Below are 22,034 nucleotides of genomic sequence, written 5' to 3'. Positions count from 1 at the left end.
CGGCCGAGAAGACGATCGAGTACTCGTCTCCCGATCCGTTGCGCGTCGAGGCCATCTCCTCGCCTTCGGCCCAACCGGCGTTCATGGAGTACCTGCGCTCCAGCGCCATCCGTGGCGGAGGGTTCTGACGGCGATGCCTGATCGGGTGGAGCCCATGGGTCTTCCCGCATGTGGCGCGGATCACGTCAGAGAGAAAACCCGCGGCCCGGCTCGGGCGTCTAGCCGGTGTGAGATCAGTCAGGGCAGCGCTGCACGAGCTGGACGAGGAGCGTCTCGTCCGGCTGGTGGCGAAGGGCGACCGTGCCGCGTTCGAGGAGTTGTACCGGCGTACGTCGCCGTGGCTGGCGGTGCGGCTGCGCCGCCGCTGTGTGGACGAGCAGATCGTCGCGGAGGTCATGCAGGAGACGTATCTGGCGGTCTGGCGCGCGGCGGGTGCGTTCGCCGGGGCGGCCGTCGGAGGGACGGCCACGGGTTGGCTGTGGACGATCGCGGCGCGCCGCCTGGTCGACGCCTTCCGCCGCAGGGCTCATCACGCGGAGCCGCCGCCGGCCGCCGCTGTGCCTGAGGCGGCGCCCGCCGCCGAGGAGGAGGCGCTCGCGGCGACGGTCGGTGGTGATGTCGGGGACGCGCTGCGGCGCCTCGCGCCGGAGCTGCGACAGGTGCTGCAGGCGATGGTGCTCGACGGGTTGTCCGTACGGGAGACCGCGGTCCTGCTGGGGGTGCCCGAGGGCACGGTCAAGACCCGTGCCCGCCGGGCCCGGATCGTGATGCGGGAGGTGCTGGCATGAAGGTGGAACACGCGTCGAAACGGATCATCGAGGGCTACGCGCGCGGCGGCACGGACCTCGCCGCCGACGAGGTGTGGGCCGTGGAGGCCCATCTGGAGGCGTGCCGGACGTGCCGTGACCGGCTGTCCGCGGCCGTGGGTGCCGAGGTGCCCGCCGTGACGTCCCTGGTCGACACCGTGTGGTCCGGCCTCGAACCCCACCTGGCCGTCACCCACACGATGTCGCGCGGACGGCGCTGGTCGGCGCGGCTGTCGAGATGGATGACGCCGACGATGGTGCCGTGGCTGGCCATGGTCGTCGGCGCGACGGTGCTGGCCCTGCTGTTCGACCTCGTCGGCTCCGGAGCCGACGAGGTGTCGCTGGTGCTGCTCCTCGCCCCGGTCCTGCCCGTGCTCGGCGTCGCGGCGTCCTGGTCGCGCGGTGTCGACCCGGCGTACGAGCTGACGGCCTCGGCGCCCAGGGCCGGGTTGTACCTGGTGCTGCGCCGCACCGCGTCCGTGCTCGGCGTGGTCGTCCCCGCGCTGTCGGTGGGTGGGTGGATGACGGGGGTGATGGTGGCTCAGTGGCTGTTGCCCTGCCTGGCCTTCACCGCGACGACCCTGGCCCTCGGTGGTGTCATCGGTGTGACCCGCGCCGCTGTCCTGCTGGCCGCCGTGTGGGCCGCCGTGATCGTGGCGCCGACCCTCGCCACCAGCCGTACGACCTTCGCCCTGCAGACAGGCGGCCTGCCCATGTCCATGTGGGGGTTGCTTCTCGCACTCGGTATCGGTGTCGTGATCGCCCGCAGGGGCGCGTACTCCGTGCTGGGAGCCCATCGATGACCATCGGAAAGGACCATCACATGACGTCCGCGGTGAGCGGGGCCGACATCGCGCCGACGGCCTACGCCCGGGAGATCCAGGCGACCGGGTTGAAGGTCAGGGTCGGCAGGAGACGGATGGCCGTCGACGGGCTCGACCTGTCGCTGGGTACCGGTGTACACGGCCTCCTGGGCCCCAACGGGGCGGGCAAGACCACGCTCATCCGGACGCTGGCCACCGTGCTGCGCCCCTCCGAGGGCACCCTGGAGATACTCGGTGAGTCCACGGGCGGCGTGGGTGAACATCGTGCGCTGCGCCGCCGGATCGGTTACCTGCCGCAGGAGTTCGGCTACTACAAGCGCTTCACGGTGCGCGAGTTCGTCGAGTACATGGCGTGGCTGAAGGAGGTGCCCAAGGCGGACATCCCCGCCGCCGTGCAGCGCGCCGTGGAGAGGGTGGGTCTGGCGGACCGCGCCGACGAGAGGATGAAGGCCCTGTCGGGCGGGATGGTGCGCAGGGTCGGCATCGCCCAGGCCATCGTGAACGACCCGACGATCCTGCTCCTGGACGAGCCGACGGCCGGCCTGGACCCGGCGCAGCGCCTGCGATTCCGTGAGCTGTTGCAGGAGTTGGGTACCGACACTTGCGTGGTCGTCTCCACTCATCTGGTGGAGGACGTCGCCGCCGCCTGCACCGACGTCGTGCTCATCGCCGAGGGGCGACTGGTCTTCCAGGGTCCTCCGGACGAACTGGCCTCGGTGGGCGGCCCCGAGCATGTGGGGGACAGCCCCCTGGAGCGCGGTTACTCGGCGCTGCTGTTCAACCCGGAGCAAGGAAGGGGTACTTGGTGAACAGCCGTGTCCTGCGTGTGGAGTTGAAGCGCTCTGTCGCCCCGTGGGCCGGCGCCGTGGTCCTGTTGCCGGCGCTGGCGTTCCTGTACCTGATTCCCGGATCGTGGTGGACGGGCACCACGGCGTGGACGGCCCAATGGACGTCCATGGCCCTGTGGACCCGCTCCCTGCTGTTCTACCTGTGGCCGCTCGCCGTGGGGCTCGGGGCACTGCAGGGCCTGCGCGACCACCGGTCCAAGATGTCCGAGCTGCTGACGAGCACGCCGCGGCCGGCCCGGCACCGCGCGGCCACGCTCGCGGGCGCGACGGCGGTCACGCTGGTTTCGGCCTTTGCGCTCCTCGTCCTCGTGGGCGCGGTCCAGGTGGTCGCCCACACCGACTACGCGCACCTCGGGTGGCTGCCGATCTCGTCCGTAGGGGCACTCTCTCTCGTCGCCGGGGCCGTGCTCGGGATGGGAGCCGGGCGGGCCCTGCCGTCCGCGCTCACCCCGCCCGCGCTGGCCATGGCTGCCTTCGTGTTCACAGTCCTCATGCAGTCGTCGCTGGGCCGGACGGGGACGACCACGGCGACGGGACTCCCGAGCACGGACCCGAACCAGGTCTCCCTGCTGTCACCGGCCGTGCAGGAGGCGCGCGACGCACTCGTCACGCTCTCCGTCCCCGTGCACATCGGGCAGACGATCTGGCTGCTCGCCATGGCCGCGACCGGCTTCGCCCTGATGGTCGCGGCGACCCCGCGCGCCCGGCTGATCGCCCTGACGCCCATTCTGTCGGGCGCGGTGATCGCCCTGCTCGTCCTCCCCTCCGACCCGCGCGCCATGTACGTCGTCGACCGGGCCGCCGCGGAGCCGGTGTGCGACGGCCCGGTGTGTGTGACGAAGACGCAGCGGGCGCGACTCGCCGGCCTCGCGGGTCCCGGCAAGGAGGCGCTGGGCCTGCTGCGGGGCGCCCTGGGCGGACGGGCTCCGGTCTCGGTCCGGGAGAACACGACCGAACTGCCCGAAGGTTCCACGCCGAGGTGGTCCCGCAGGACCGTGCTGTTCGACTTCGACGACGACATCATCGCCGCCTCGAAGGGCGAGGAGCTGACCCGGGCCCTGATCGCCAAGGGCATGGTGCCAGGGTGCGCCCCTGTCGGCTGGAGCAGCTTCGGGGACGATCAATTCGCGCAGATGATCGCGGTGGACTGGGTTCTCGGGGCCCTCAGGCCCCTTCCCGGCACCTTGTCAGCAAGTATGCGCCGCGAGGCCGACGCCAAGATCCGCCCGGTGTGGAAGAAACTCAGGTCGCTGCCGCGGGCCGAGCAGCTCTCGCGGATCAACGCGATGCGCGGCGCCGCGCTCTCCTGCAAGGGCGACGCGTTCGACGCGCTGAAAGGCGAGGCGTCCCGGTGAGATGGCTGACGCTGTACGCCCGTTCGCGTCAGGTACCCATGTCGCTCACCGTGCTGGTGATCAGCGCGGTGACGGTGTGGGCACTCGCCCGGGACGGCGGTGGGGAGTCCGGTGATCCGCGGCTGCCCGTGCTCGTCCTCGCCACGGGGGTCACGGTGGCCTCGGCAGGGCTCAGCGGGCAGGACCTCGCGCTGGACCGTACGGCCGCGATCCGTTGGGTACCCCGCAGAACGGCACACGTGCTGCTCTGCGGGGCGGTCGTCGGCGCGGTACTGCTGACCGTGCAGGCGATGGGCTCGGACGGTGCCACCACCGCGTTCGTCGTCCGGGACAGCGCGGGCCTGATGGGACTGGTCGCCCTGGGCGCGGCGCTCTCGGGCGGCCGGTACGCCTGGACACTGCCGTTCGCCTGGCTCTCGTTCTCCTGCTTCGCCCCGCCCCCGACGACCACGCCGATGCGGGTGGCGAGCTGGATGCTCCTGCCGCCCGGCACGGCAGCGGGCACCTGGACGGCCACGGTCCTCGCCGTCGCCGGCACCGCGGCCTACGCCGTCGCGGGACCGAGACGGTGACGACCGCAGCCCATCGTGGAACAACACCCGATGTCGTCGAGGCCGTGTCGTGGGGTATCGGCGTCACCACCGGCGATGTGTTCCGTCCGGGGACGGCTTCGAGGGTGTGGGCACCGGGGCGTTCTTCGTCGGCAGCGGTGCGGTTGGGGTGGTGCCGGACCACCGGCCCGCCGCCGTGTGTGAAGGCCCGCCGTCCGATCTCTGCCCCGACGAGCAGGGTGGCGAGGCGGAGCGCGACCGGAGCAGGTCCGACCCAGTATGTGCCCGTGAGTCACAAGTGGTAGACCCACATGGAGCTGATCCGGTCGTTGGCCGACCACGGGATGTTGTCGGCCGAGCAGATGCCGCAGAAGTAGATCTCGTTGCCGTAGTTGGACGTGTCGTAGGCGTCGATGGTGTTGCAGGTGCCGAACAGCTTGTAGGAGCTGATGCGGTCGTTCCAGTCGTCGCCGACGTAGGCGATGCCGTAGCCCGAGGCGTCGCATCCTCCGCTGCTGCCCCGGATCTGCGTGCTGGCGCCGCTCTGGTTGGCGTCCGCGTACCACGTCATCAGGAGCGTGCTCTGGATACCGGAGGGCCGCGCCTGGGCCGATGCCGTACCCGTGGTGCACGAACGCGACAGAACGCGGGACGACGTCCGACCCGGTTGGAGTTTGTCCAGGACGACGACGCAGTTCCGCGCTTCGTGGGTGTCCACCGCGGCGGCTGTGGCGGTGGTCGAGTAGCTGCCCGTCAGCGCGAGTACGGTGGCTGTGACGGCAGTGGCCGCGGCTACGCGCCCACGATGTAGACGTCGGGACATGAATTTCCCCCATTCCGGGCCCGATCCCGGTGACCGCGGCCCGCAACGCACGCTAATTCCGGCGCGGACGCGTCAGCAATCTTTTCGATGGAGGTCGAAAGGACCAGCGCGCCTCTCGGTTCCGGCCGTGTTCAGCGGGGTGGCCCGGATCGCGATGTGGTCGTGCTCACCGGTCACTACTACCGGGAGACAGCCCGTCCACAGCCACAGCCACCGGGCCGGCTTCGGGTTCAAGCACCTGAGTCAAGGGCCCTGTCGGCAGTAAGAGTTGCGTGCACGGTGGCGGAAAGGACGTCTTCGCGCAGTACTTCGACATCTCCGGCAACGGATACCGGGAGTTGATCGAGGGCGAGTCGGTCACGTTCGACGTGGCCCCGGGTCGGAAGGCCTCGGCGGGGAACATCGTCCGCCGCCGACCGCGGCGTACTCCGCGTATCGCCCTGGGACCGGGAGGCGACAGGACCGTGATGCGGGCGAGACGTTTGTTCGCGCGTAATCGGTGCACACGATGAGCTGACACGGTTCTTGTACGAGGAAGCGGAGAAACATCATGGGCATCATCGCGTGGATCATCATCGGCCTGCTCGCCGGCGCCATCGCCAAGGCCCTGATGCCGGGCAAGGACCCCGGCGGCGTCATCATCACCATGCTCATCGGCATCGCCGGAGGTCTTCTCGGTGGCTGGCTCGGCAAGGTGATCTTCGGCGTCGACTCCCTCGACGGATTCTTCGACCTTTCCACCTGGATCGCCGCGATCGTCGGGTCGTTCATCCTGCTCGCCGTCTACCGACTCGTCACCGGCAACCGGCGCTCGCACCGTCACGCGTGACCCGCTGACGGCATACGCGTTCGACGCACCGGACGGCTCCCGCACCTGATGACAGGACGGGAGCCGTCGGCGTACGGTCCGTGGTCCTCGGGTCGGCCACAGCGGGCGTCGGGCAGCTCTGTGGTTGTGGCCGCCGACTTCGTACACCCCGGGCTACGCTCACGGCCCGGCACCCGCGTGCTGCCCGTGGACGTCTCCGGTGGCTTCCCCACCGGGGTACGCCCCCGCGCCAGTGACGTGACCGCATTCCCACAGGGCGTTTGCGGCACCGAGGTCGCCGTGCGGCACCGCTCTCGTGATGTGATGGAGCCTGTCCAGCGCTGCGAGTTCCCCCTCGGCCCGTAGGCGCCCCCTGTCGGACATGAGCGGGAACTGCTCCGCGCGCACGTTCTCCGCGAACCGCCGCCACCGGCCTTCTCGCTGCTCAGGGACATCTGCTCGTACCGGCTCGACGGTCCCGGCACGAGCCGGACCGGACAGCAGCGTGACGTACCGCGCCCGCACCTCCGTCCGGCACTCCCGTCGCCTGCCTGTGGCCGCCGTGTTCGACCGCGCGGTCGAACACGGCGGCCACAGGCATATCCGGCGGAACGGGTGCTCACGGCGAGCGGCCCAGAACCTCCCAGGGGCCCGGTTCGTTGAGCCGCTCGGCCTGCTCTCCCCGTGATCAGAAGGGCTCCCCGTGAGCGGACATATCGCAGTGGACGACAGCTGTATCAGCGCCTTCCAAGAGCTGAAGGGCAGGCGGGACGTCAACACGGTGATCTACCAGCTCAGCGAGAGCCTGGACAGCATCGTGATGGACGTCATGGGGAACATGACGCACGACGAACTGTTGAAGGCCCTCCCGGCCGATGAGCCCCGCTACGTCGTCTACGACCTGCTCTTCGCCTCGCCGGACGGAGCCCGACAGGAGCGGATCGTGCTGATCTCATGGTGCCCGGCGCGGGCGACGGCCGAGGAGCGCCTCGCGCACTCCTCCGGCTCCAGCACGCTGCGGAATCTGCTCGAAGGTGTCCAGGTCTACGTGTCGGCCACAGAGCTGTCCGATGTGAACTACCAGACACTCGTATCCGGGGCGTCGTGACCCGTCTCCCTTGCGACATCAGTGATCGCAGCCCGGGGGCCACCGCCTGGCGGGCGGAAAGCCTTGCCGGGCGGTGGGCATCCCTGGTCACCGCCCGCGGGTACCGTTCGTCACCGTCACCGTCACCGTCACCGTCACGTCATCGCGGCACCGCGTGCCGGACACAGGCTCCCGCACAGGCGTCATAGACAGGCGCTCTGGCGCTGATGGCCGTCCAGCGGCGCGCCCCAGTGTCCGGACCGCGGCGGGGGGGGTGACCTACGGCACACGACAGGCCCTGTGCGTGTCCGACTGCCGGGCGAGGGGGATTCCCGGCTTGGACTCGCGGCCCAGATGACCACCTGCCGGGTGCCGAGGGTGACGCATTCGACAAGGGTGGCCGCGGTGAGGTCAGGCGGGCGGGAGGATCGCCCCGGCCTCCATGAGTCCTGCGCCCCTGGTACACGTGGTCTTTACGTTTGTGCCGATCCGGTGTGGTGGGGATGCCTGCTTTGCAGGGATGCCGTGACGTGAGGGATGGTTGCCTGAAGGCAACATTTCCGGCGAGCTGAAGAGGTGAGGGATTCGCGCAGCGGGTCCTCTATATTTGGTCTCCACCCGTGGGCAAACTGTCACCACCACAGAGCAGGGCTTTCCGTGGGGGAGCGCCCCGTACCCGGTTCTGGTTGCCGACCCTCAGGGCACTCTCGTCCAGTGCAATGACGCCGCCGCCGTCCTCCTGCCTCGAGCGGCCCCCGGGATCCCCTTGGCGGACGTGGCCCCGCCCTGGCTCGTGGCAGCCCACCTGACCTTGCGGATTTCCGCCACCCCCGCGGAGCCCGAGGCGGGGGTGTCACACTCCGGTGTGCTCGGTGGGCGCCGATTCGAGGCACACCCCAGCGTGCGGGACGACGGCATGGTGGCATGGTGGCTGGTGGACGACACCGATCATCAACTCGCCCGGGAAGCCCTGCACATGGAGCGGGAACGTACCGCGTTCCTCGTGAGGGCCTCCAACTCCCTGCTGTCCTCACTCAATCTGGGGCGGTGCATGGACGTGACCGCACAGATGGCCGCCGAGACTCTCGCCGATGCCGCCCTGGCCATCGCACCCGCCCGTGGGCACCGGCTGCCGGTGGTGACCTGCCTGCGCGGCGGCACGCCGGCCCTGTCCCAGGAGACGGTGGACCCGGACGACGTGCCGGGTCTCGGGGAGGCGCTGCGGGGGTTCCCGCCGGTGCCCTCACGGTGGATCGACCCGGCGTTGGCACCTCGGTGGATGGTGCCCGACGGGTTCGGGCCCGTCGGCTCGATAGTGATCACCCCGCTGCCGGGGCACGGTGTCCCGGCAGGGGCCCTGGTCCTGCTGCGCAAGACGGGCAGCACCGCCTTCAGCGACGAGGAAGAGATCTTCGCCCGTCTCTTCGCTGCCCGTTCCGGGGCCGCGATGTCCGCCGCCCGCCTGTACGCGGAGCAGACGGCCATCACGGACATTCTCATGCAGGAGCTTCTGCCACCGACGCTGCACCAGATCTCCGGGGTGGATTTCGCCGGCCGGTACCGGCCCTCGGCGGACAACGTGAGGATCGGAGGCGACTTCTACGACGTACACCCCGCCGGCGTCGAGGGCGAGCCGTCCCTGGTGACGATCGGAGACGTGTGCGGCAAGGGGCTGGAAGCCGCCGTCCTGACGGGCAAGATCCGAAATACGCTGCACGCGCTGCTGCCCCTTGCGGACGACCACCAGCGGATCCTGAGTCTGCTGAACACCGCGCTGCTCAACTCGCACCACGCCCGGTTCGCGACGCTGGTCCTGGCCTCCGCCGTCCGCCGGGGCAACGAGGTGGACCTCAAACTGACCAGCGGAGGCCACCCGGCACCGTTGATCATCCGCGCCGACGGCACGGTGGAGGAAGCCGACACCCGCGGCACACTGGTCGGGGCGTTGCCCCGGGTTTCCGCCAGCAGCGCCGAGGTCACCCTCGCCCCGGGAGAGTCCTGCGTGCTGTACACCGATGGGATCATCGAGGCCAGGGGCGGTCCGATGGGCGATGCCCAGTTCGGTGAGGCACGTCTCAAGCGGGCGTTGGCCGAGTGCGCGGGCATGCCCTGCGAAGGCATCGCGGAACACGTCCAGATGCTCGCCGCGCAGTGGCTGGGCAGCCGTCGGCACGACGACATGGCCGTCGTCGTCATCTCCGCACCCCGCACCCAGTATCTGAGTGCGGTGAACGGCACCACCCGAGGCAGGTACACCGCGTGACTACGAGCACCCCGCCCCGTCTCCCCGACGGCGCGCATCTTCGACAGCTGGCCGAGCAGCTGTGGGACATCGTCTCCGCCGGCGACGAGTACTCGGCCATCGAGCTGGTGATGCGCGCCCTCGACGAGGGGGTCGACCCGGAGAGCGTGCTGCTGGACGTGATCGCCGTGGTGCAGGGCAAGGTCGGCGAGGAATGGGCGGCCAACCGGATCACAGTCGCCCAGGAGCACGCGGCGACCGCCGTCAATGAACGGGTCGTCGCCGTCCTGGGCTCGCATCCCGCCGCCCGCACCCCTCCTTCCCGGGGCAGGATCACGGTCGCCTGCGTGGACGGCGAGTGGCACGCACTGCCCGCCCGACTGGTGGCCGAGGTCCTGAAGTTGCGCGGCTGGCAGGTCGATTACCTCGGCGCCCAGGTCCCGTCCCCGCACCTGATCGCCCACCTGCACAGCACCCACGCCGACGCGGTCGCCCTGTCCAGCTCCATCGCCACCCGGCTGCCCACGGCGCACGCGGCGATCACCGCGTGCCAGGCGGTCGGCGTACCCGTCCTCGTCGGCGGCGCCGCCTTCGGGCCCGAGGGCCGGTACGCCGCCCTGCTGGGTGCCGACGCATGGGCCCCCGACGCCCGCGCCGCCGCCGACCACCTCGCTCGCGGGCCGCTGCCACGCCCGCACCTCGGACACCAGCCGATGGACGACCTGCCGCACTTGGCCGACCAGGAGTACACCCTGGTCACCCGCAACAGCGACTCGCTCGTACGGGCCGTCTTCACCGCTCTGGAAAACGACTTTCCCGGCATGCGGACCTACAGCGACACACAGCGCGAACGCACAGCGGAAGACCTGGCGCACATCGTGGAGTTCCTGGCCACCTCGCTCTACCTCGGTGACGAGAACCTGTTCACGCAGTTCATCAGCTGGACCGAGCAGATCCTCGTGGCGCGAGGTGTCCCCGCGCGGAGTCTGCCGCCGGCCCTGAACCTGCTCGCCAGTGAGCTGAAGGACTTCCCGCGGGCCATCCGCATCCTCCAGCACGGGACACGAGTACTCCTCGCCGATCACGACACCGCCGCCGGGAACCCCGCATGACCTCGCTGCCTTTCGATCACTTGCGCCTGACCACGGTCGACACCGAAGACAGAGTCCGTATAGAGCTCCACGGCGACCTCGACTACGACAACGCCGACCTCCTCCTGGACGAGGTCACCGTCCAGCTCTCCGGCCGGCCGGGGCTGAAGGACCTGCACCTGCACTGCCGTGGCCTCGGAACGGTCGACTCCATGGGTCTGTCGATCCTGCTGATGATCGGCCGCCGGACGGCCGCCGCGGGGGTGCTTCTGCACCTCGACGAGCGGCCTCCGAAGCTGGACCGCCTCCTGGACCTGACCGGCACCCTCGACTACTTCACGGCGCCGCCTTCCAGCGGCGCCCCGGAGTTCTCGAAGGCAGAGGAGAACGTGGCAGCGGCCGCCCGGCCCACCGGGCCGGACGGCACCAGCTGAGCTCTCGTGGGGAGCGGGATTCCCGACGCCTCCCCCTTGGACAAGGAGCGCGGACGGCATCCTCGAACGTCCCACCGGATGTCTGAACCGAATTCCTGACTCAGAACACTAGGACCAGGACCCGGTGTCCGGCCCGGTCCCGCGGACGTGCAGCACGCTGCCGTCGAGAGGCAGCGGTGCCCGGCCCACCAGGGTGAGGCCCGCGTCGGCGAAGAGCCGGGCGTAGTGGTCGGCCCGCCGTTCGCGGCCGCCGACGTTGCACATCATGTGCAGGTCCCAGGCCGTGGCGAGCGAGGCGGAGCCGTCGGCGGGCAGGACGCGTTCGACGACGAGCAGATCGGCGGTGTCGGGCATCGCGCGGGCGCAGTGGCGCAGGATCTCGCGGCAACGGTCGTCGTCCCAGTCGTGCAGGACCCGGGACAGGACGTAGACGTCGCCGCCCGCGGGTACGTCCGCGAAGTCGCCGGCCCGGAAGCCGCACCGTGCCGAGTGGCCGGCAGCGCCGAGGAGGCGGCGGGCGGTCTCGACGGTGTGCGGGCGCTCCAGCAGGATTCCGCGCAGGCGGGGATGTGCGGAAAGGATTCGGCCGAGCAGTTCCCCGTTGCCACCCGCGATGTCGACCACGGTGGCCCCTTCGGCCGCCGAGGTGAGGACCGGGTGCGCGGGCAGCGGGTCGAACATGCGTGAACCGGCGGCCATCGACCGGTCGAAGAGTTCGGCGAGCGCGGGATCGCGGGCGAAGTGGTCGAAGTGGTTCTCGCCGAAGCGCTGCTCGAAGGCGACCTGTCCGGTGCGCACCGTGTGACCGAGCCCGGCGAAGGACTCGTAGAACGGTCCCCCGTACATCAGCGCCAGCGGCCGCATGGACCCCTCGGTGTCCGCGCGCAGCAGCCCGCCGAGGTCCGTGAGCCGGAAACCGTCACGGTCCTCGCTCACCACACCGAGCATGGTGAGGTAGCGCAGCAGGGTGGCCAGGTTCGGAGCGAAGGCACCGACGTCCTGGGCCAGTTCGGCCACACCGACGCCCCGTTCCCGGTCCATCGCGTCAGCCACCTCCAACTGCGCGAACGCGGCCAGGGCCTGCGTGGTCCACGCCCCGGTCAGCAGCCGCAGGAGGGTGTCGGCGGGCTGACGCCCACGGTGCTCGTCGAGGTGGGCGGTGAGGACGTCGCGATGGTCGCCGGGGACGTAGAGTTCCACGCGCCGGTAGCCGGCCTTGGCCTCGGCGGCCGTGGCGAAGTAGAACACCGTGCCGTTCTCGTGCGGGTTGTACCCGCCGCCGTCGGGGGTGGCACCGTACTGCGCGAAGGTAGCGCACAGTCCACGCAGCACCAGCGGGTCCGGTACGTCGACCTCGAAGGCGACATGCGCCTCGTGCTGCCGCTCCCGCTCGTGCGTGGCGATCGTGCCGAGGTCCGATCCTGGCGGCACGGTCAGTGTGAACACCTCGACCGTGCGCCGCGCCCCGTCCAGGCACCGCACCTTCGGGCGAAGAAGGCCGACGTCGAGCTCGGCGGCACCCCGCTTGTGCCGTACGGCGAGACGCTCGCGCACGACGACACTCGGCCGCGGCGGGGCGTCAGCGGTGAGTCCGCAGTCGCGGAGCATGGCGTCCAGTGCCGCCTCGTCGCCAGGGAAGACGAGGAGCGCCGCGTGCGAGAAGTCGCAGCGCTCCACCAGGGTCCGCAGCTCCGGGCCGTCGAGCCCGGGAAGCAGGAGCGGGAGCAGTGCGGCGGTGTCCTGTGCCTTGACGAAGTCGACCGTCGCGCGCAGGCGGGACGTGTCGCCCGACCATGCCGTGATCATCGCGGGGGAATCCTCATTCCGGGGTTCGGATGTGTGCATACGGGTGTACGCGGGTGCGGAGTTCGGAGGTGACGGGCTACACGCCGACGTAGTGCTCGGCGAACCAGTCCTGCTGGCTGCGCGAGGTGCGCAGTGAGGTGAGGCGGGAGCGGCGCAGGGAGTTGTGGAACAGCGACTCGCCGTCTGCGCCCGACGGGCCGTGCAGCAGGCTGATCATCCAGTGCGAGAACTCCTGTGCGCGCCAGATGTACGGCAGGCACCGCGCCGTATAGGCGTCGAGGCCCTGAGGGTCCCCGGCGGTGAGGTCGTCGATCAGGGCGCGGGCCAGGATCTCCGCTTCGAGGACCGCGAGATTGGCGCCCTTCGCGGCGGACGGGCTGATCAGGCCGGCGGCGTCGCCCACGAGGAACAGCGCTCCGTGGCGCAGCGGTTCGAGCACGTCGGACTCCAGGGCGACGACGGAACGCTGCACGACGCGGCCGCGGCGCAGTGGGCCGTACTCCCACGCCCGCATCCGCAGTTCCAGCTCGTCCCAGATCCGCTCCTCCGACCAGGCGTCGGCAGGGGTGCCGCGCTCGCACTGCAGGTAGTAGCGGGTGACCTCGCTGGTGCGGGCCATGTGTCCGGCGAACCCGCGCTCGTGCACCGCGTACCCGACGGCGTCCAGGCTGGGCGGTGCCTCGGCGAGCAGGCCGAGCCACGTCACGCCGTGATCGCGGTGGTGGCGGACCGTGCCGGCCGGCAGTGACCGCCGGGCGGCGCCGTGTCGCCCGTCGCACCCGGCCACGTACCGCGCCTGCCACAGGCCGGGCCGCCTGTCGGCGTCGACCACGGCCACCTGGGGTCGCCCGCTGTCGGCGTCGCGCACGGCGACGGCTTCGGTGTCGAAACGGATCTGTCCGCCGCGATCCAGGAACCGCCTCAACAGGTCGGCCACCAGGTTCTGTTGGGGGTAGACGGTGTGTCGTTCCCGTCGCCCGAACTCGCCGTAGTCCAGCCGGAACCGGCCGTCTCCGGTGCGGAATTCGCAGGTGCTGTGGGGCTGCCCGTGCCGGTGCAGCCCCTCGGCGAGACCGTGCCTGTCCAGGGTCCGCACGGTGTTGGCGGCCAGGAAGCCGGCACGTGCCCGTGTCTGGATGTGTGTCCGTCCGGCCCGCTCCAGGATGACGCAGTCGATTCCACGGTCCACCAGGATGTTGCCGAGCACGAGCCCGGCGGGCCCGGCCCCGAGGACGACCACATCGGCCGCGTGGTCGGCGGGTTTTCGCCGACCCTTCCCATCTGTCATGGATCAAGATACTAAGTAGGTAAAAATCTGCCCTCGAACAGAAATCACCTGAATGCCCGACTCGATCGGCAAAAAGATCACTGCTCGGGACAGCGGGCCCTGGCCAAGTGGGAACGAGGGTCTGCCGAACATGACGAGGGGGCATGGCGATTGGGCGGAGGGGACGGTTCCGGGACTGAGTCACCTCGGGGCACTCGGGGCACTCGGGGCACTCGGGGCACTCGGGGGTGGGAGTGACGTCCAGGGAGGGGCACTGGTTCCGTACGGTCCGTAGGCTCGTCGGCCATGCGTCCTGACGCTCCGTGCCCGTGATTCGGTACCCACTCGCGGCGCCTTCCGGTGGGCTGTCGAGCCTCGCTCGCCTTGGGCCGCCATCGCGTAGGCGGCCTTGCCGTCCTTGCCGTCCTTGCCGATCCGGGTAGCACCCGCGGGGCCGTACACGCGGGTGACCGAGGCGACCGAGGGCAGTGCGTCGACCCGGTGCGGCATCGACGCGGCCGGGCACGCCTGCGCCGATCCGCCAGGGACCGCGGTCGACCGGGCGCTGCGCCCGGCGGCGGGCTCGGATGCCGGCGGACTCAGTGAGCAGCCGGCGTGGATGCGGTGGCCCGCGTGAGCACGAGGTCCTCTCCCTGATGGCGCAGGCGCGCTCGAAGGCTGCCATCGCCGGCCGGAAGTTCGTCAGCAAGCACACCTGCACCATCTTCATCAAGCTCGGACTCGAACAGTCGGAGGACGACAATCGCCGGATCCTGGCGGTGCTCGCGTACCCGGAGGGCTGAACCGGCATGGTCGTCCGCGACGGGAATGCGGTCATCGGCGTCCGGGCTTCGAGGTCCTTCCTGCCGTCGGACCCGGGCCGCGTACCGCGCGGGCCCCGCTGTGACACGCCCGTCGGCCCATCTGAATCCCATCCGACTACGGGGGGCCAGGAGAGTCCGCGTGCTCAAGTGCGCGTATGACTTCCGTGCGCACCGATGAGTTCCGGAGGGCGGGTCGGTCTACCCCGTCGTACCGCACCGAACCTCGGACTGGAGACCCACCATGACCACTCCCGTGCACGCCGGTCGCATGCTGTTCGTCAACGTCCCCGTGGCGGACGTCGAGCGGAGCAAGGAGTTCTTCGCGCGGCTCGGGTTCAGCTACAACCCGATGTTCACCGACAAGACCGCCGCCTGCATGCTGGTCGGCGAGCAGGCCTCCGTCATGCTGCTCAGCCACGAGACGTTCGCGCGGTTCGCGAAGCTGCCGATGGCCGATCCCACCACGCACACACTGGCGCTCTACTGTTTCGGCGTGTCGTCCCGCGACGAGGTGGACACGGTCGCCGAGGCCGCGCTCGCGGCGGGCGGCTCCGAGGCGGACGGGCCCGAGGACCACGGCTTCATGTATTCCCGCAGCTTCTTCGACCTCGACGGCCACGGCTGGCAGGTCATGTGGATGGATCCGTCGAGCACCTCGGACAGTTCGAGCTCCGGCACGCCCGCGGGAACGTGATTCCGCTCGGAACCGAGGCGGACGCGATGGCTCTCGGCTGACTCTGGGCGCGGGAGGAGGCCTCCCAGCCGCGGTCGAGGGTCTCGCGAGGCCGCACGTCGCTTCCGGCCGGCCCCGACTCCGACCCGTCGTCCTCTCGACAGGGACGGACGGATGCTCGGCCCGCTCGTCGACAGCGGCCCACTTTGATCTCCTCGGCCCGAACCGCGGCGGACGGGACCGCATTCCCGTGATCGTCGTGCCCCGGGCGGTCGCGGTTCCTCCCGCCGTGGCAGAGTGTGCGTGTGCCGACCACCGATAGCGCCCGTGCCGTTGACCCCGTCGATGTCTCCCACGCCGAGAACGAGGCGGACGCCGCCCGTGACCGGTCCGGTCACCTCGTCGATCTGCGCAGCGACACCGTCACCCGGCCCACCGAGGCGATGCGCCGGGCCATGGCCGAGGCAGAGGTGGGGGACGACGTCTTCGGCGACGACCCCACCGTCAACGCTCTCCAGGAGCGGATCGCCGGGCTCCTCGGATTCGAGTCCGCGCTGTTCGTCTCCTCGGGGACACAGAGCAACCTGTGCGCTCTGCTGACCCACTGCGGTCGCGGAGACGAGTACATCGCCGGTCAGATGGCTCACATGTACCGGTGGGAAGGCGGCGGCGCGGCCGTGCTGGGAGGCATCCAGCCCCAGCCGCTTCCGCATCGAGCGGACGGGACGCTGGACCCGCGGGACATCGCGGCGGCCGTGAAACCGGACGACCCGCACTTCGCCCGAACCCGGTTGCTCTGCCTGGAGAACACCATCGGTGGCCGGGCTGTGTCCATGGACTACCTCGAGACGGCCACGCGGATCGCCCGGGACCGCGGACTCGCCACGCACCTTGACGGGGCACGGCTGTTCAACGCCGCGGTGGCCGGCGGGGACGACCCGTACGAGCAGGCACGACGGATCGCCGGTCACTTCGACAGCGTCTCGGTCTGCTTCAGCAAGGGACTGGGGGCGCCGGTCGGTTCGGCGCTGGTGGGGTCCCGGGAGTTCATCGCGGGTGCGCGACGCTGGCGCAAGGTTCTCGGTGGCGGGATGCGTCAGGCCGGCGTCCTGGCGGCCGCGGCTCTGCACGCGCTCGACCACCACGTGACACGGCTCGCGGACGACCACGCGCACGCCGCGCTGTTCGCGGAGGGACTGAAGGGACTGGAGGGCCTGACCGTGGAGCCGAGCGGGACCAACATGGTCTTCGCGAAGTCCGCTCCCGGCCTCGATGTCGACGAGTTGCGCGACCGGCTGGAGCGTCGTGGCGTCCTGTGCGCGGCCTACCCGGACCAATTGCGCTTCGTGTTCCACCTGGACGTGACGCGCGCCGATGTGGAACGTGCGGTGCGGATCGTGCGCGAGGCCGTGGCCGAAGTGGCCGGCACGCCGGCCGAGAGCTGAGCGCCGCGTCTTCGACCGCGGTGGGCGCCTCGGGTGGTCACGCGCCCGGGAGGCTCGCATACGCGGACGCGGGAGCGCCCGGTCCGCAACCTGGGCCTTCAACGAACGCGCCCGTGCGTCGTCGGCCTTGTGTCCGGTCCCTCGATGAGGGCCTCGTCAGCCGTCACTCGAAGGTCGGAAGGCGAAGCTCGGAAGGCAACGCCGGCACAGGTGTTTCCGGACCGTAGGGCGTGTTGAGGTCCGTGCGGCCGCCGGACGAGCGGACCGGGTGCGCCGGCGGCGGATCGCTCCGTCGTTCTCGCGCGCCCGGACCGCCACGCCACCGCGGTCCACGGGTCGGACCCCGTGGGCTTCGGGGCCGGTGTTCCCGTCGTTACGTCGTTGCCCTCAGCCCCGTGGCCAGTTCGCCTCGGACACGGGCGGCGGCGCCGACCGGGACCGCGTCGGAGGCCAGGGCCGCCTTGACCAGGCGGACGGGGTGACCGCTGATCGGGGGGTCGGCGGCGAGGGCGGACAGGATGAAGGGTTCCAGCAGGGGCCAAGCACGGCTGACGCCGCCGCCGACGACCACGGTGGTGATGTCGGCGACACCCGCCGTGATCACGATCGCCCGGGCGATGCCCGCCCCCGCGGCGCGGTACACCGCGAGAGCGTCGTCGTCGCCTCGGACAGCGGCCTCGGCGACTTCACGGGCGGTGCGGTGGATACCGGTGAGATCGGCGTAGCGAGCCCCTATGGAGCGGCCGGAGGCCAGCGTCTCCAGGTGGCCGCGGCCGCCGCAGGAGCAGGGCAGGTCTCCGAAACCGGGGATGTGCCCGATCTCGCCGGCCGCGCCGTGCGGACCCGCGTACAGGGCGCCGTTGGTCCACAGGGCGCCGCCGACCCCCGTCCCGAGGGTCATGCCGAGGACGTCGGCCTCGCCGCGCACCGCCCCGCCGTGGACCTCTCCGTAGAGGAAGGCGTTGACGTCATTGTCCAGGTAGGCCGGGACGCCGAGGGCGTCCTCGACGGCGGCGGTGACGGTGAAGCCGGCCCAGCCGCGGAAGGAGTCGCTGGCGACCAGGATGCGGCCGTTCGCGGAGTCCACCACCCCGGCGGCGCCGATTCCGGCGCCCACCAGGCGGCCCGGGGTACGGGCCAGCAGCGGGGCGAGCGCGTCGAGCGCCGCGCCGACCATGGCCCGGCCGCCCTCGCGTGCCGGGGTGCCGGCCTCCGCGCGGTCGAGGACCGTCAGGTCGTCGGAGCAGACCACCACCTGGGTGGTGGTGCCGCCGATGTCGATGCCGGCGAACAACGGCCGGTGAGAGGTTGTCATGGCCGAGTCCTGCGGGGTGTGGGGGGAGAGAAGGGGGCCGGTCACGTCTGGGCCTCCGTACGGCCGGCCGCGAGGGTGGCCAGACGCTCGGCCCTGCGGCCCCGCTGCACCACCGGGTCGGGCACCGGCACGGCGGCCAGCAGACGACGGGTGTAGTCGGTCTCCGGATGCAGCAGGGTCGTCCCGGTGGAGCCCTGCTCCTCGATCCGGCCGGCGCGCATCACGACGACGCGCTGGGCGAAGTGCTGCACGACGGCGAGGTCGTGGGAGACGAACAGACAGGCGAAGCCCAGGTCGCCCTGGAGTTCGGTGATCACTTCCAGGACCGCCTCCTGCACGCTCACGTCGAGCGCGCTGGTGGGTTCGTCCGCGACCAGCAGCCGGGGTTCGAGCACCAGGGCGCGGGCCAGGCTGACCCGCTGGCGCTGTCCCCCGGAGAGTTCGCGGGGCGTGCGCCGGGCGACTTCACGTGGCAGCCGGACCCGGTCGAGGACGGCGGAGATCTTGGCCTGCCGGTCCTTGGCGGACAGGTCGCGACGGTGGATCCGGAGCGGTTCGGCGATGCATTCGCCGATGGTCATCCGGGCGTCGAGGGAGGCCACCGGGTCCTGGAGGACGACACCGATGCCGGCCCGCAGCGCGCGGCGGGCCCGGGCGCGGGTGCGGCCGAGGTCGGAGCCGAACAGGGAGACGGTGCCGGACGTGGGCGGGATCAGGCCGAGTGCGACGCGGGCGGCGGTCGACTTGCCGGAGCCGGATTCGCCGACGAGGCCCAGGGTCTCCGCAGGTCCGACCCGGAACGACACTCCGTCGAGGGCGTGCACGGCGGCCTTGCCGCGGCCGAACACCACGCTGATGTCCCGCAGTTCGACCACGGGCTGGTCCTCGGGGCCGTCGGACCCGGCGGACGGGTCCGACGGCCCGGCCGCGGGACCGCCCGTGGGGGCCGGCACGGTCGTGGCGGGCAGGCCCGTCGCGTCCGTCGTGTCCGCGGTCTCGGCGACGGACAGCCGGGGCACGGCGGCCAGCAGACGCCGGGTGTAGTCGTGGGTGGGGCGCAGCAGGACGTCCTCGACCGGCCCGGTCTCCACGATCCGCCCGTGGTACATGACCGCGACGCGGTCCGCGAAGTCGGCGACGACGCCCATGTTGTGGGTGACGAGCAGCACGCCGGTGCCGGTCTCGGCGGCGAGCCGGCGCAGCAGGTCGAGGATCTCGGCCTGCACGGTCACGTCGAGGGCGGTGGTCGGTTCGTCGGCGATGAGCAGCCTGGGCTCGTTGGCGATGGCCATGGCGATGACGACCCGCTGCCGCTGTCCGCCGGAGAGCTGGAACGGGTAGGCGCGGGCACGCCTCTCCGGTTCGGGGATGCCGACCCGGCGCAGCAGGTCGACGGCCTCGGCGGCGGCGTCCTTGGAGGACACCTCGCGGTGGTTGCGGATCACCTCGGCGATCTGCTTCCCGATGCGGGTGAGCGGGTCGAGCGCGGTGGCCGGCTCCTGGAACACCATGGAGGCGGTCCTGCCGCGCAGCGCCGCGAGTCCGTTCTCCGAGGCGCCGACGATCTGGGTGCCGTCGATGACGGCACTGCCCGTGGTGCGGGCGTTCCCGGTGAGCAGACCCATCGCGGCGAGCGCGATCGTCGACTTGCCGGAGCCCGACTCGCCGACGAGGGCCAGTGTCTCGCCCGGCCGGACCTGGAGGGACACGCCCTCCACCGCGGGTATCTCGCCGGTCTCGGTGGTGAAGACGACGCCGAGGTCGTCGAGTTCGAGGATCGGGCCTGGCTCCGCGGTGCGGGCGGGGGAGCCCTTGGTGGTGGCGGTCATCCGCGTCCCCTCACATCGAATGCGTCGCGGAGTCCGTCCCCGATCGCGTTGAACGCCCACACCACCAGGATGATGGCCAGGCCGGGCGGCAGGATGAGCCACCAGTAGCCGGAGTAGGCGGCGGTGAGACCGGCGGAGAGCATGCCGCCCCAGTCGGTCTGCGGCGGCCGGACTCCCATGCCCAGGTACGAGACGTACGCGACCAGCAGGATGGCGTCGGCGATCTGGAAGGTCGCGGCGACGACGATGGTCGACACCGAGTTCGGCAGGATGTGCCGCAGGATCGCCCGGGCGTGCGTGCCGCCGATGGCGCGCAGGGTCAGGACGTAGTCCCGGTTCTTCAGGGTCAGTGTCTCGGCGCGGACCAGCCGGGACGGCACCAGCCAGGACACCAGGCCCAGGATGAGGACGAGTCCGCTGAGGCCCGGTGTGGTGATGGCGGAGACCACCAGCAGGATGAACAGCGCGGGGATCGCGATGCCGGCGTCGACGATCCGCATCATCACGGCGTCGATCCAGCCTCCCGCGTATCCGGCGGCGGCGCCCCACAGGGTGCCGATGCAGGTGGCGAGGACGCCCGCGGCGAGGCCGACGATCAGCGAGACCTTGCCGCCGTACATCAGCCGGCCCAGCTCGTCGTGGCCGACGGCGTCGGTGCCGAGCCAGTGGGCGCCGCTGGGGGCGAGGTTGACCTGCTGGAGCAGGGTGTGGGTCTGGTCGGTGGAGTACACCAGCGGACCGGCGAAGCAGAACAGGAAGAAGAGGACCACGACGGCGAGTCCGACGACGGCCAGCCTGTTGCGCAGGAAGCGGCGGACGGCGAGCCGTGTGCTGGTGGCCTCGCGCGAAGCGGCGTCCTTCGCCGGGGCCGTGTCCGGCTGGATGACGGCGCTCATGCCCGGCCTGCCTTCACTCGGGGGTCGATGATCCGCTGGACGATGTCGGCGAGCAGGGTGCCGGTGACGGTGGCGACGGCGATCACCAGCACGCAGCCCAGCAGGACCGGGTAGTCGGAGGACTGTGCCGCCGTCCAGAACAGCAGCCCCATTCCGGGGTAGTTGAAGAGCTGCTCGACGACCAGGGCACCGCCGAAGAGCACCGGGATGTAGTAGCCGAGCATGGCCACCACGGGCGTCAGCGAGTTGCGGAACACGTGCCGTCCCAGGATGGCGCGGGAACGGGAGCCGCCGGCCCTGGCCGTGCGGACGTAGTCCTCGGAGAGGTTCTCCAGGGTGGCGGCCCGCATGTACCGGCTGAACACCGCGATCATGGAGGCCGCGCCCGCGACGACCGGCAGCACCAGGGCCTGCGGGTCGGAGAACACCTGGCCCAGGGTGTCGCCCTGCGGAGCCTGCGAGGGGAACCACGCCAGCTGCTGGCTGAAGACCAGCACGAGGATGAGTCCGAGGAAGTACACGGGTGTGGAGTAGGCGATGAAGCTCAGGGTGGTGATGATGTAGTCCGTCGCCTTGTTGCGGCGCACGGCCTGCCACATGCCCAGCGGTATCGCGAGGACGAGGCCCACGAGTGCCGACAGCAGGGTGAGGACCAGCGTCTTCGGCAGCCGTTCGCCGATGAGCTGGGAGACCGGTTCGTTGAGGGTGTACGAGGTCCCGAGGTCCCCGCGCAGCAACTGGCCGAGGTAGTGGAAGTACTGCACGGGCAGGGACTTGTCCAGACCCTGTTCGTGGTTGAAGCGGGCGATCTGCTGTGCGGTGGCCTGGGGCCCGAGGATCCCGCGCGCCGGGCCTCCGGGAAGGGCGTGCAGCAGGCCGAAGACGACGATCGTCACGATGACGATCACCACGACGGCCTGGAGGACGCGTCTGATCAGGTACGAGGAAGTGCTCATGTGTTTTCCGGTCGCTTCGTCTCTGTGGCGCGCTCGGGCGTCACCTGGACAGGGGCGTCACCGCGACGTGGGCGTCGGTGTGGCGCGGATGCGCGAGGGGTGGGCGCGGGCCTCCGACGGCCGGCCGGGCGGCCGGGTGTCGGAGGCCCGCGCG

At 70.9% G+C, this 22,034-nt stretch carries 19 protein-coding genes and 2 pseudogenes; 14 read left to right on the top strand and 7 right to left on the bottom strand.

From position 1 onward, the window contains the following. The first annotated feature begins 227 nt into the window (after window positions 1-227). From GFH48_RS02205 to GFH48_RS02185, 5 genes are read left to right on the top strand one after another with little or no spacing between them, the layout of a single operon-like run. Window positions 228-788 carry an RNA polymerase sigma factor gene (locus GFH48_RS02205; protein WP_153286601.1) on the top strand — a complete coding sequence of 187 codons (561 nt, stop codon included), beginning with the start codon at window positions 228-230 and terminating at the stop codon, window positions 786-788. Further along, a complete protein-coding gene (locus GFH48_RS02200) occupies window positions 785-1,609 on the top strand; it encodes a cupin domain-containing protein (protein WP_153286600.1) in 825 nt (274 codons plus the stop codon). Before GFH48_RS02205 ends, GFH48_RS02200 begins: the two co-directional genes overlap by 4 nt. Beyond that, window positions 1,606-2,439, top strand: coding sequence for an ABC transporter ATP-binding protein (locus GFH48_RS02195; protein ID WP_153286599.1), 834 nt, complete (start codon window positions 1,606-1,608; stop codon window positions 2,437-2,439). Before GFH48_RS02200 ends, GFH48_RS02195 begins: the two co-directional genes overlap by 4 nt. Continuing rightward, window positions 2,436-3,833, top strand: coding sequence for a hypothetical protein (locus GFH48_RS02190; protein WP_153286598.1), 1,398 nt, complete (start codon window positions 2,436-2,438; stop codon window positions 3,831-3,833). Before GFH48_RS02195 ends, GFH48_RS02190 begins: the two co-directional genes overlap by 4 nt. Continuing rightward, on the top strand, window positions 3,830-4,405 hold the full coding sequence (locus tag GFH48_RS02185) for a hypothetical protein (protein ID WP_153286597.1): 576 nt from the start codon (window positions 3,830-3,832) through the stop codon (window positions 4,403-4,405). Before GFH48_RS02190 ends, GFH48_RS02185 begins: the two co-directional genes overlap by 4 nt. A gap of 271 nt (window positions 4,406-4,676) precedes the next feature. On the opposite strand, the gene GFH48_RS02180 is transcribed toward GFH48_RS02185, so the two are convergent. Next, on the bottom strand, window positions 4,677-5,207 hold the full coding sequence (locus GFH48_RS02180) for a hypothetical protein (RefSeq protein WP_153286596.1): 531 nt from the start codon (window positions 5,205-5,207) through the stop codon (window positions 4,677-4,679). 278 nt (window positions 5,208-5,485) lie between these two features. On the opposite strand from GFH48_RS02180, the pseudogene GFH48_RS38935 reads away from it, so the two are divergent. The 6 genes and pseudogenes from GFH48_RS38935 to GFH48_RS02150 all read left to right on the top strand — a co-directional run. Further along, window positions 5,486-5,617: pseudogene (locus GFH48_RS38935) on the top strand (cold shock domain-containing protein); the annotation flags it as partial. 140 nt (window positions 5,618-5,757) lie between these two features. Further along, window positions 5,758-6,036, top strand: a complete 279-nt coding sequence (locus GFH48_RS02170; protein WP_153286594.1) for a GlsB/YeaQ/YmgE family stress response membrane protein — start codon at window positions 5,758-5,760, stop codon at window positions 6,034-6,036. A 682-nt stretch (window positions 6,037-6,718) separates the two neighbouring features. Then, entirely contained in the window at window positions 6,719-7,123 is a 405-nt protein-coding gene (locus GFH48_RS02165; RefSeq protein WP_153286593.1) for an actin-binding ADF family protein, read from the top strand. A 586-nt stretch (window positions 7,124-7,709) separates the two neighbouring features. Beyond that, on the top strand, window positions 7,710-9,365 hold the full coding sequence (locus GFH48_RS02160) for a PP2C family protein-serine/threonine phosphatase (protein ID WP_153286592.1): 1,656 nt from the start codon (window positions 7,710-7,712) through the stop codon (window positions 9,363-9,365). After that, complete coding sequence (locus GFH48_RS02155) at window positions 9,362-10,456, top strand: cobalamin B12-binding domain-containing protein (protein WP_153286591.1); 1,095 nt, start codon at window positions 9,362-9,364, stop codon at window positions 10,454-10,456. Before GFH48_RS02160 ends, GFH48_RS02155 begins: the two co-directional genes overlap by 4 nt. Next, on the top strand, window positions 10,453-10,869 hold the full coding sequence (locus GFH48_RS02150) for an STAS domain-containing protein (RefSeq protein WP_153286590.1): 417 nt from the start codon (window positions 10,453-10,455) through the stop codon (window positions 10,867-10,869). Before GFH48_RS02155 ends, GFH48_RS02150 begins: the two co-directional genes overlap by 4 nt. 108 nt (window positions 10,870-10,977) lie before the next feature. Here GFH48_RS02150 and GFH48_RS02145 read toward each other — a convergent pair whose 3' ends face one another. Together GFH48_RS02145 and GFH48_RS02140 are read right to left on the bottom strand one after the other, a co-directional pair. After that, complete coding sequence (locus GFH48_RS02145) at window positions 10,978-12,675, bottom strand: methyltransferase (protein WP_153286589.1); 1,698 nt, start codon at window positions 12,673-12,675, stop codon at window positions 10,978-10,980. A gap of 76 nt (window positions 12,676-12,751) precedes the next feature. Beyond that, window positions 12,752-13,963 (bottom strand): 4-hydroxybenzoate 3-monooxygenase, encoded by a 1,212-nt coding sequence (locus tag GFH48_RS02140; RefSeq protein WP_194280468.1) that lies wholly within the window; start codon window positions 13,961-13,963, stop codon window positions 12,752-12,754. Between the two features lie 608 nt (window positions 13,964-14,571). On the opposite strand from GFH48_RS02140, the pseudogene GFH48_RS02135 reads away from it, so the two are divergent. From GFH48_RS02135 to ltaE, 3 genes and pseudogenes are all read left to right on the top strand, one after another. Beyond that, a pseudogene (locus GFH48_RS02135) lies at window positions 14,572-14,745 on the top strand (DNA-binding response regulator); the annotation flags it as partial. A 262-nt stretch (window positions 14,746-15,007) separates the two neighbouring features. Continuing rightward, window positions 15,008-15,460 carry a VOC family protein gene (locus tag GFH48_RS02130; protein ID WP_194280467.1) on the top strand — a complete coding sequence of 151 codons (453 nt, stop codon included), beginning with the start codon at window positions 15,008-15,010 and terminating at the stop codon, window positions 15,458-15,460. A 284-nt stretch (window positions 15,461-15,744) separates the two neighbouring features. Beyond that, entirely contained in the window at window positions 15,745-16,884 is a 1,140-nt protein-coding gene (ltaE, locus tag GFH48_RS02125; protein ID WP_228120272.1) for a low-specificity L-threonine aldolase, read from the top strand. Window positions 16,885-17,257: 373 nt separating this feature from the next. Here the strand turns inward: ltaE and GFH48_RS02120 are convergent, their stop codons facing one another. From GFH48_RS02120 to GFH48_RS02105, 4 genes are read right to left on the bottom strand one after another with little or no spacing between them, the layout of a single operon-like run. Next, a complete protein-coding gene (locus GFH48_RS02120) occupies window positions 17,258-18,199 on the bottom strand; it encodes an ROK family protein (RefSeq protein ID WP_153286588.1) in 942 nt (313 codons plus the stop codon). A 41-nt stretch (window positions 18,200-18,240) separates the two neighbouring features. After that, window positions 18,241-20,028: a dipeptide ABC transporter ATP-binding protein gene (locus tag GFH48_RS02115; RefSeq protein ID WP_153286587.1), complete on the bottom strand. Its 1,788-nt coding sequence runs from the start codon at window positions 20,026-20,028 to the stop codon at window positions 18,241-18,243. Next, entirely contained in the window at window positions 20,025-20,924 is a 900-nt protein-coding gene (locus GFH48_RS02110; RefSeq protein ID WP_153286586.1) for an ABC transporter permease, read from the bottom strand. The genes GFH48_RS02115 and GFH48_RS02110 overlap by 4 nt, the downstream gene beginning before the upstream one ends. Beyond that, a complete protein-coding gene (locus tag GFH48_RS02105) occupies window positions 20,921-21,880 on the bottom strand; it encodes an ABC transporter permease (protein WP_153286585.1) in 960 nt (319 codons plus the stop codon). Before GFH48_RS02105 ends, GFH48_RS02110 begins: the two co-directional genes overlap by 4 nt. Window positions 21,881-22,034: the final 154 nt, after the last annotated feature.

This window comes from Streptomyces fagopyri (assembly GCF_009498275.1).
GTDB lineage: Bacteria > Actinomycetota > Actinomycetes > Streptomycetales > Streptomycetaceae > Streptomyces > Streptomyces fagopyri.
This window is presented reverse-complemented; position numbering and strand designations above follow the sequence as displayed.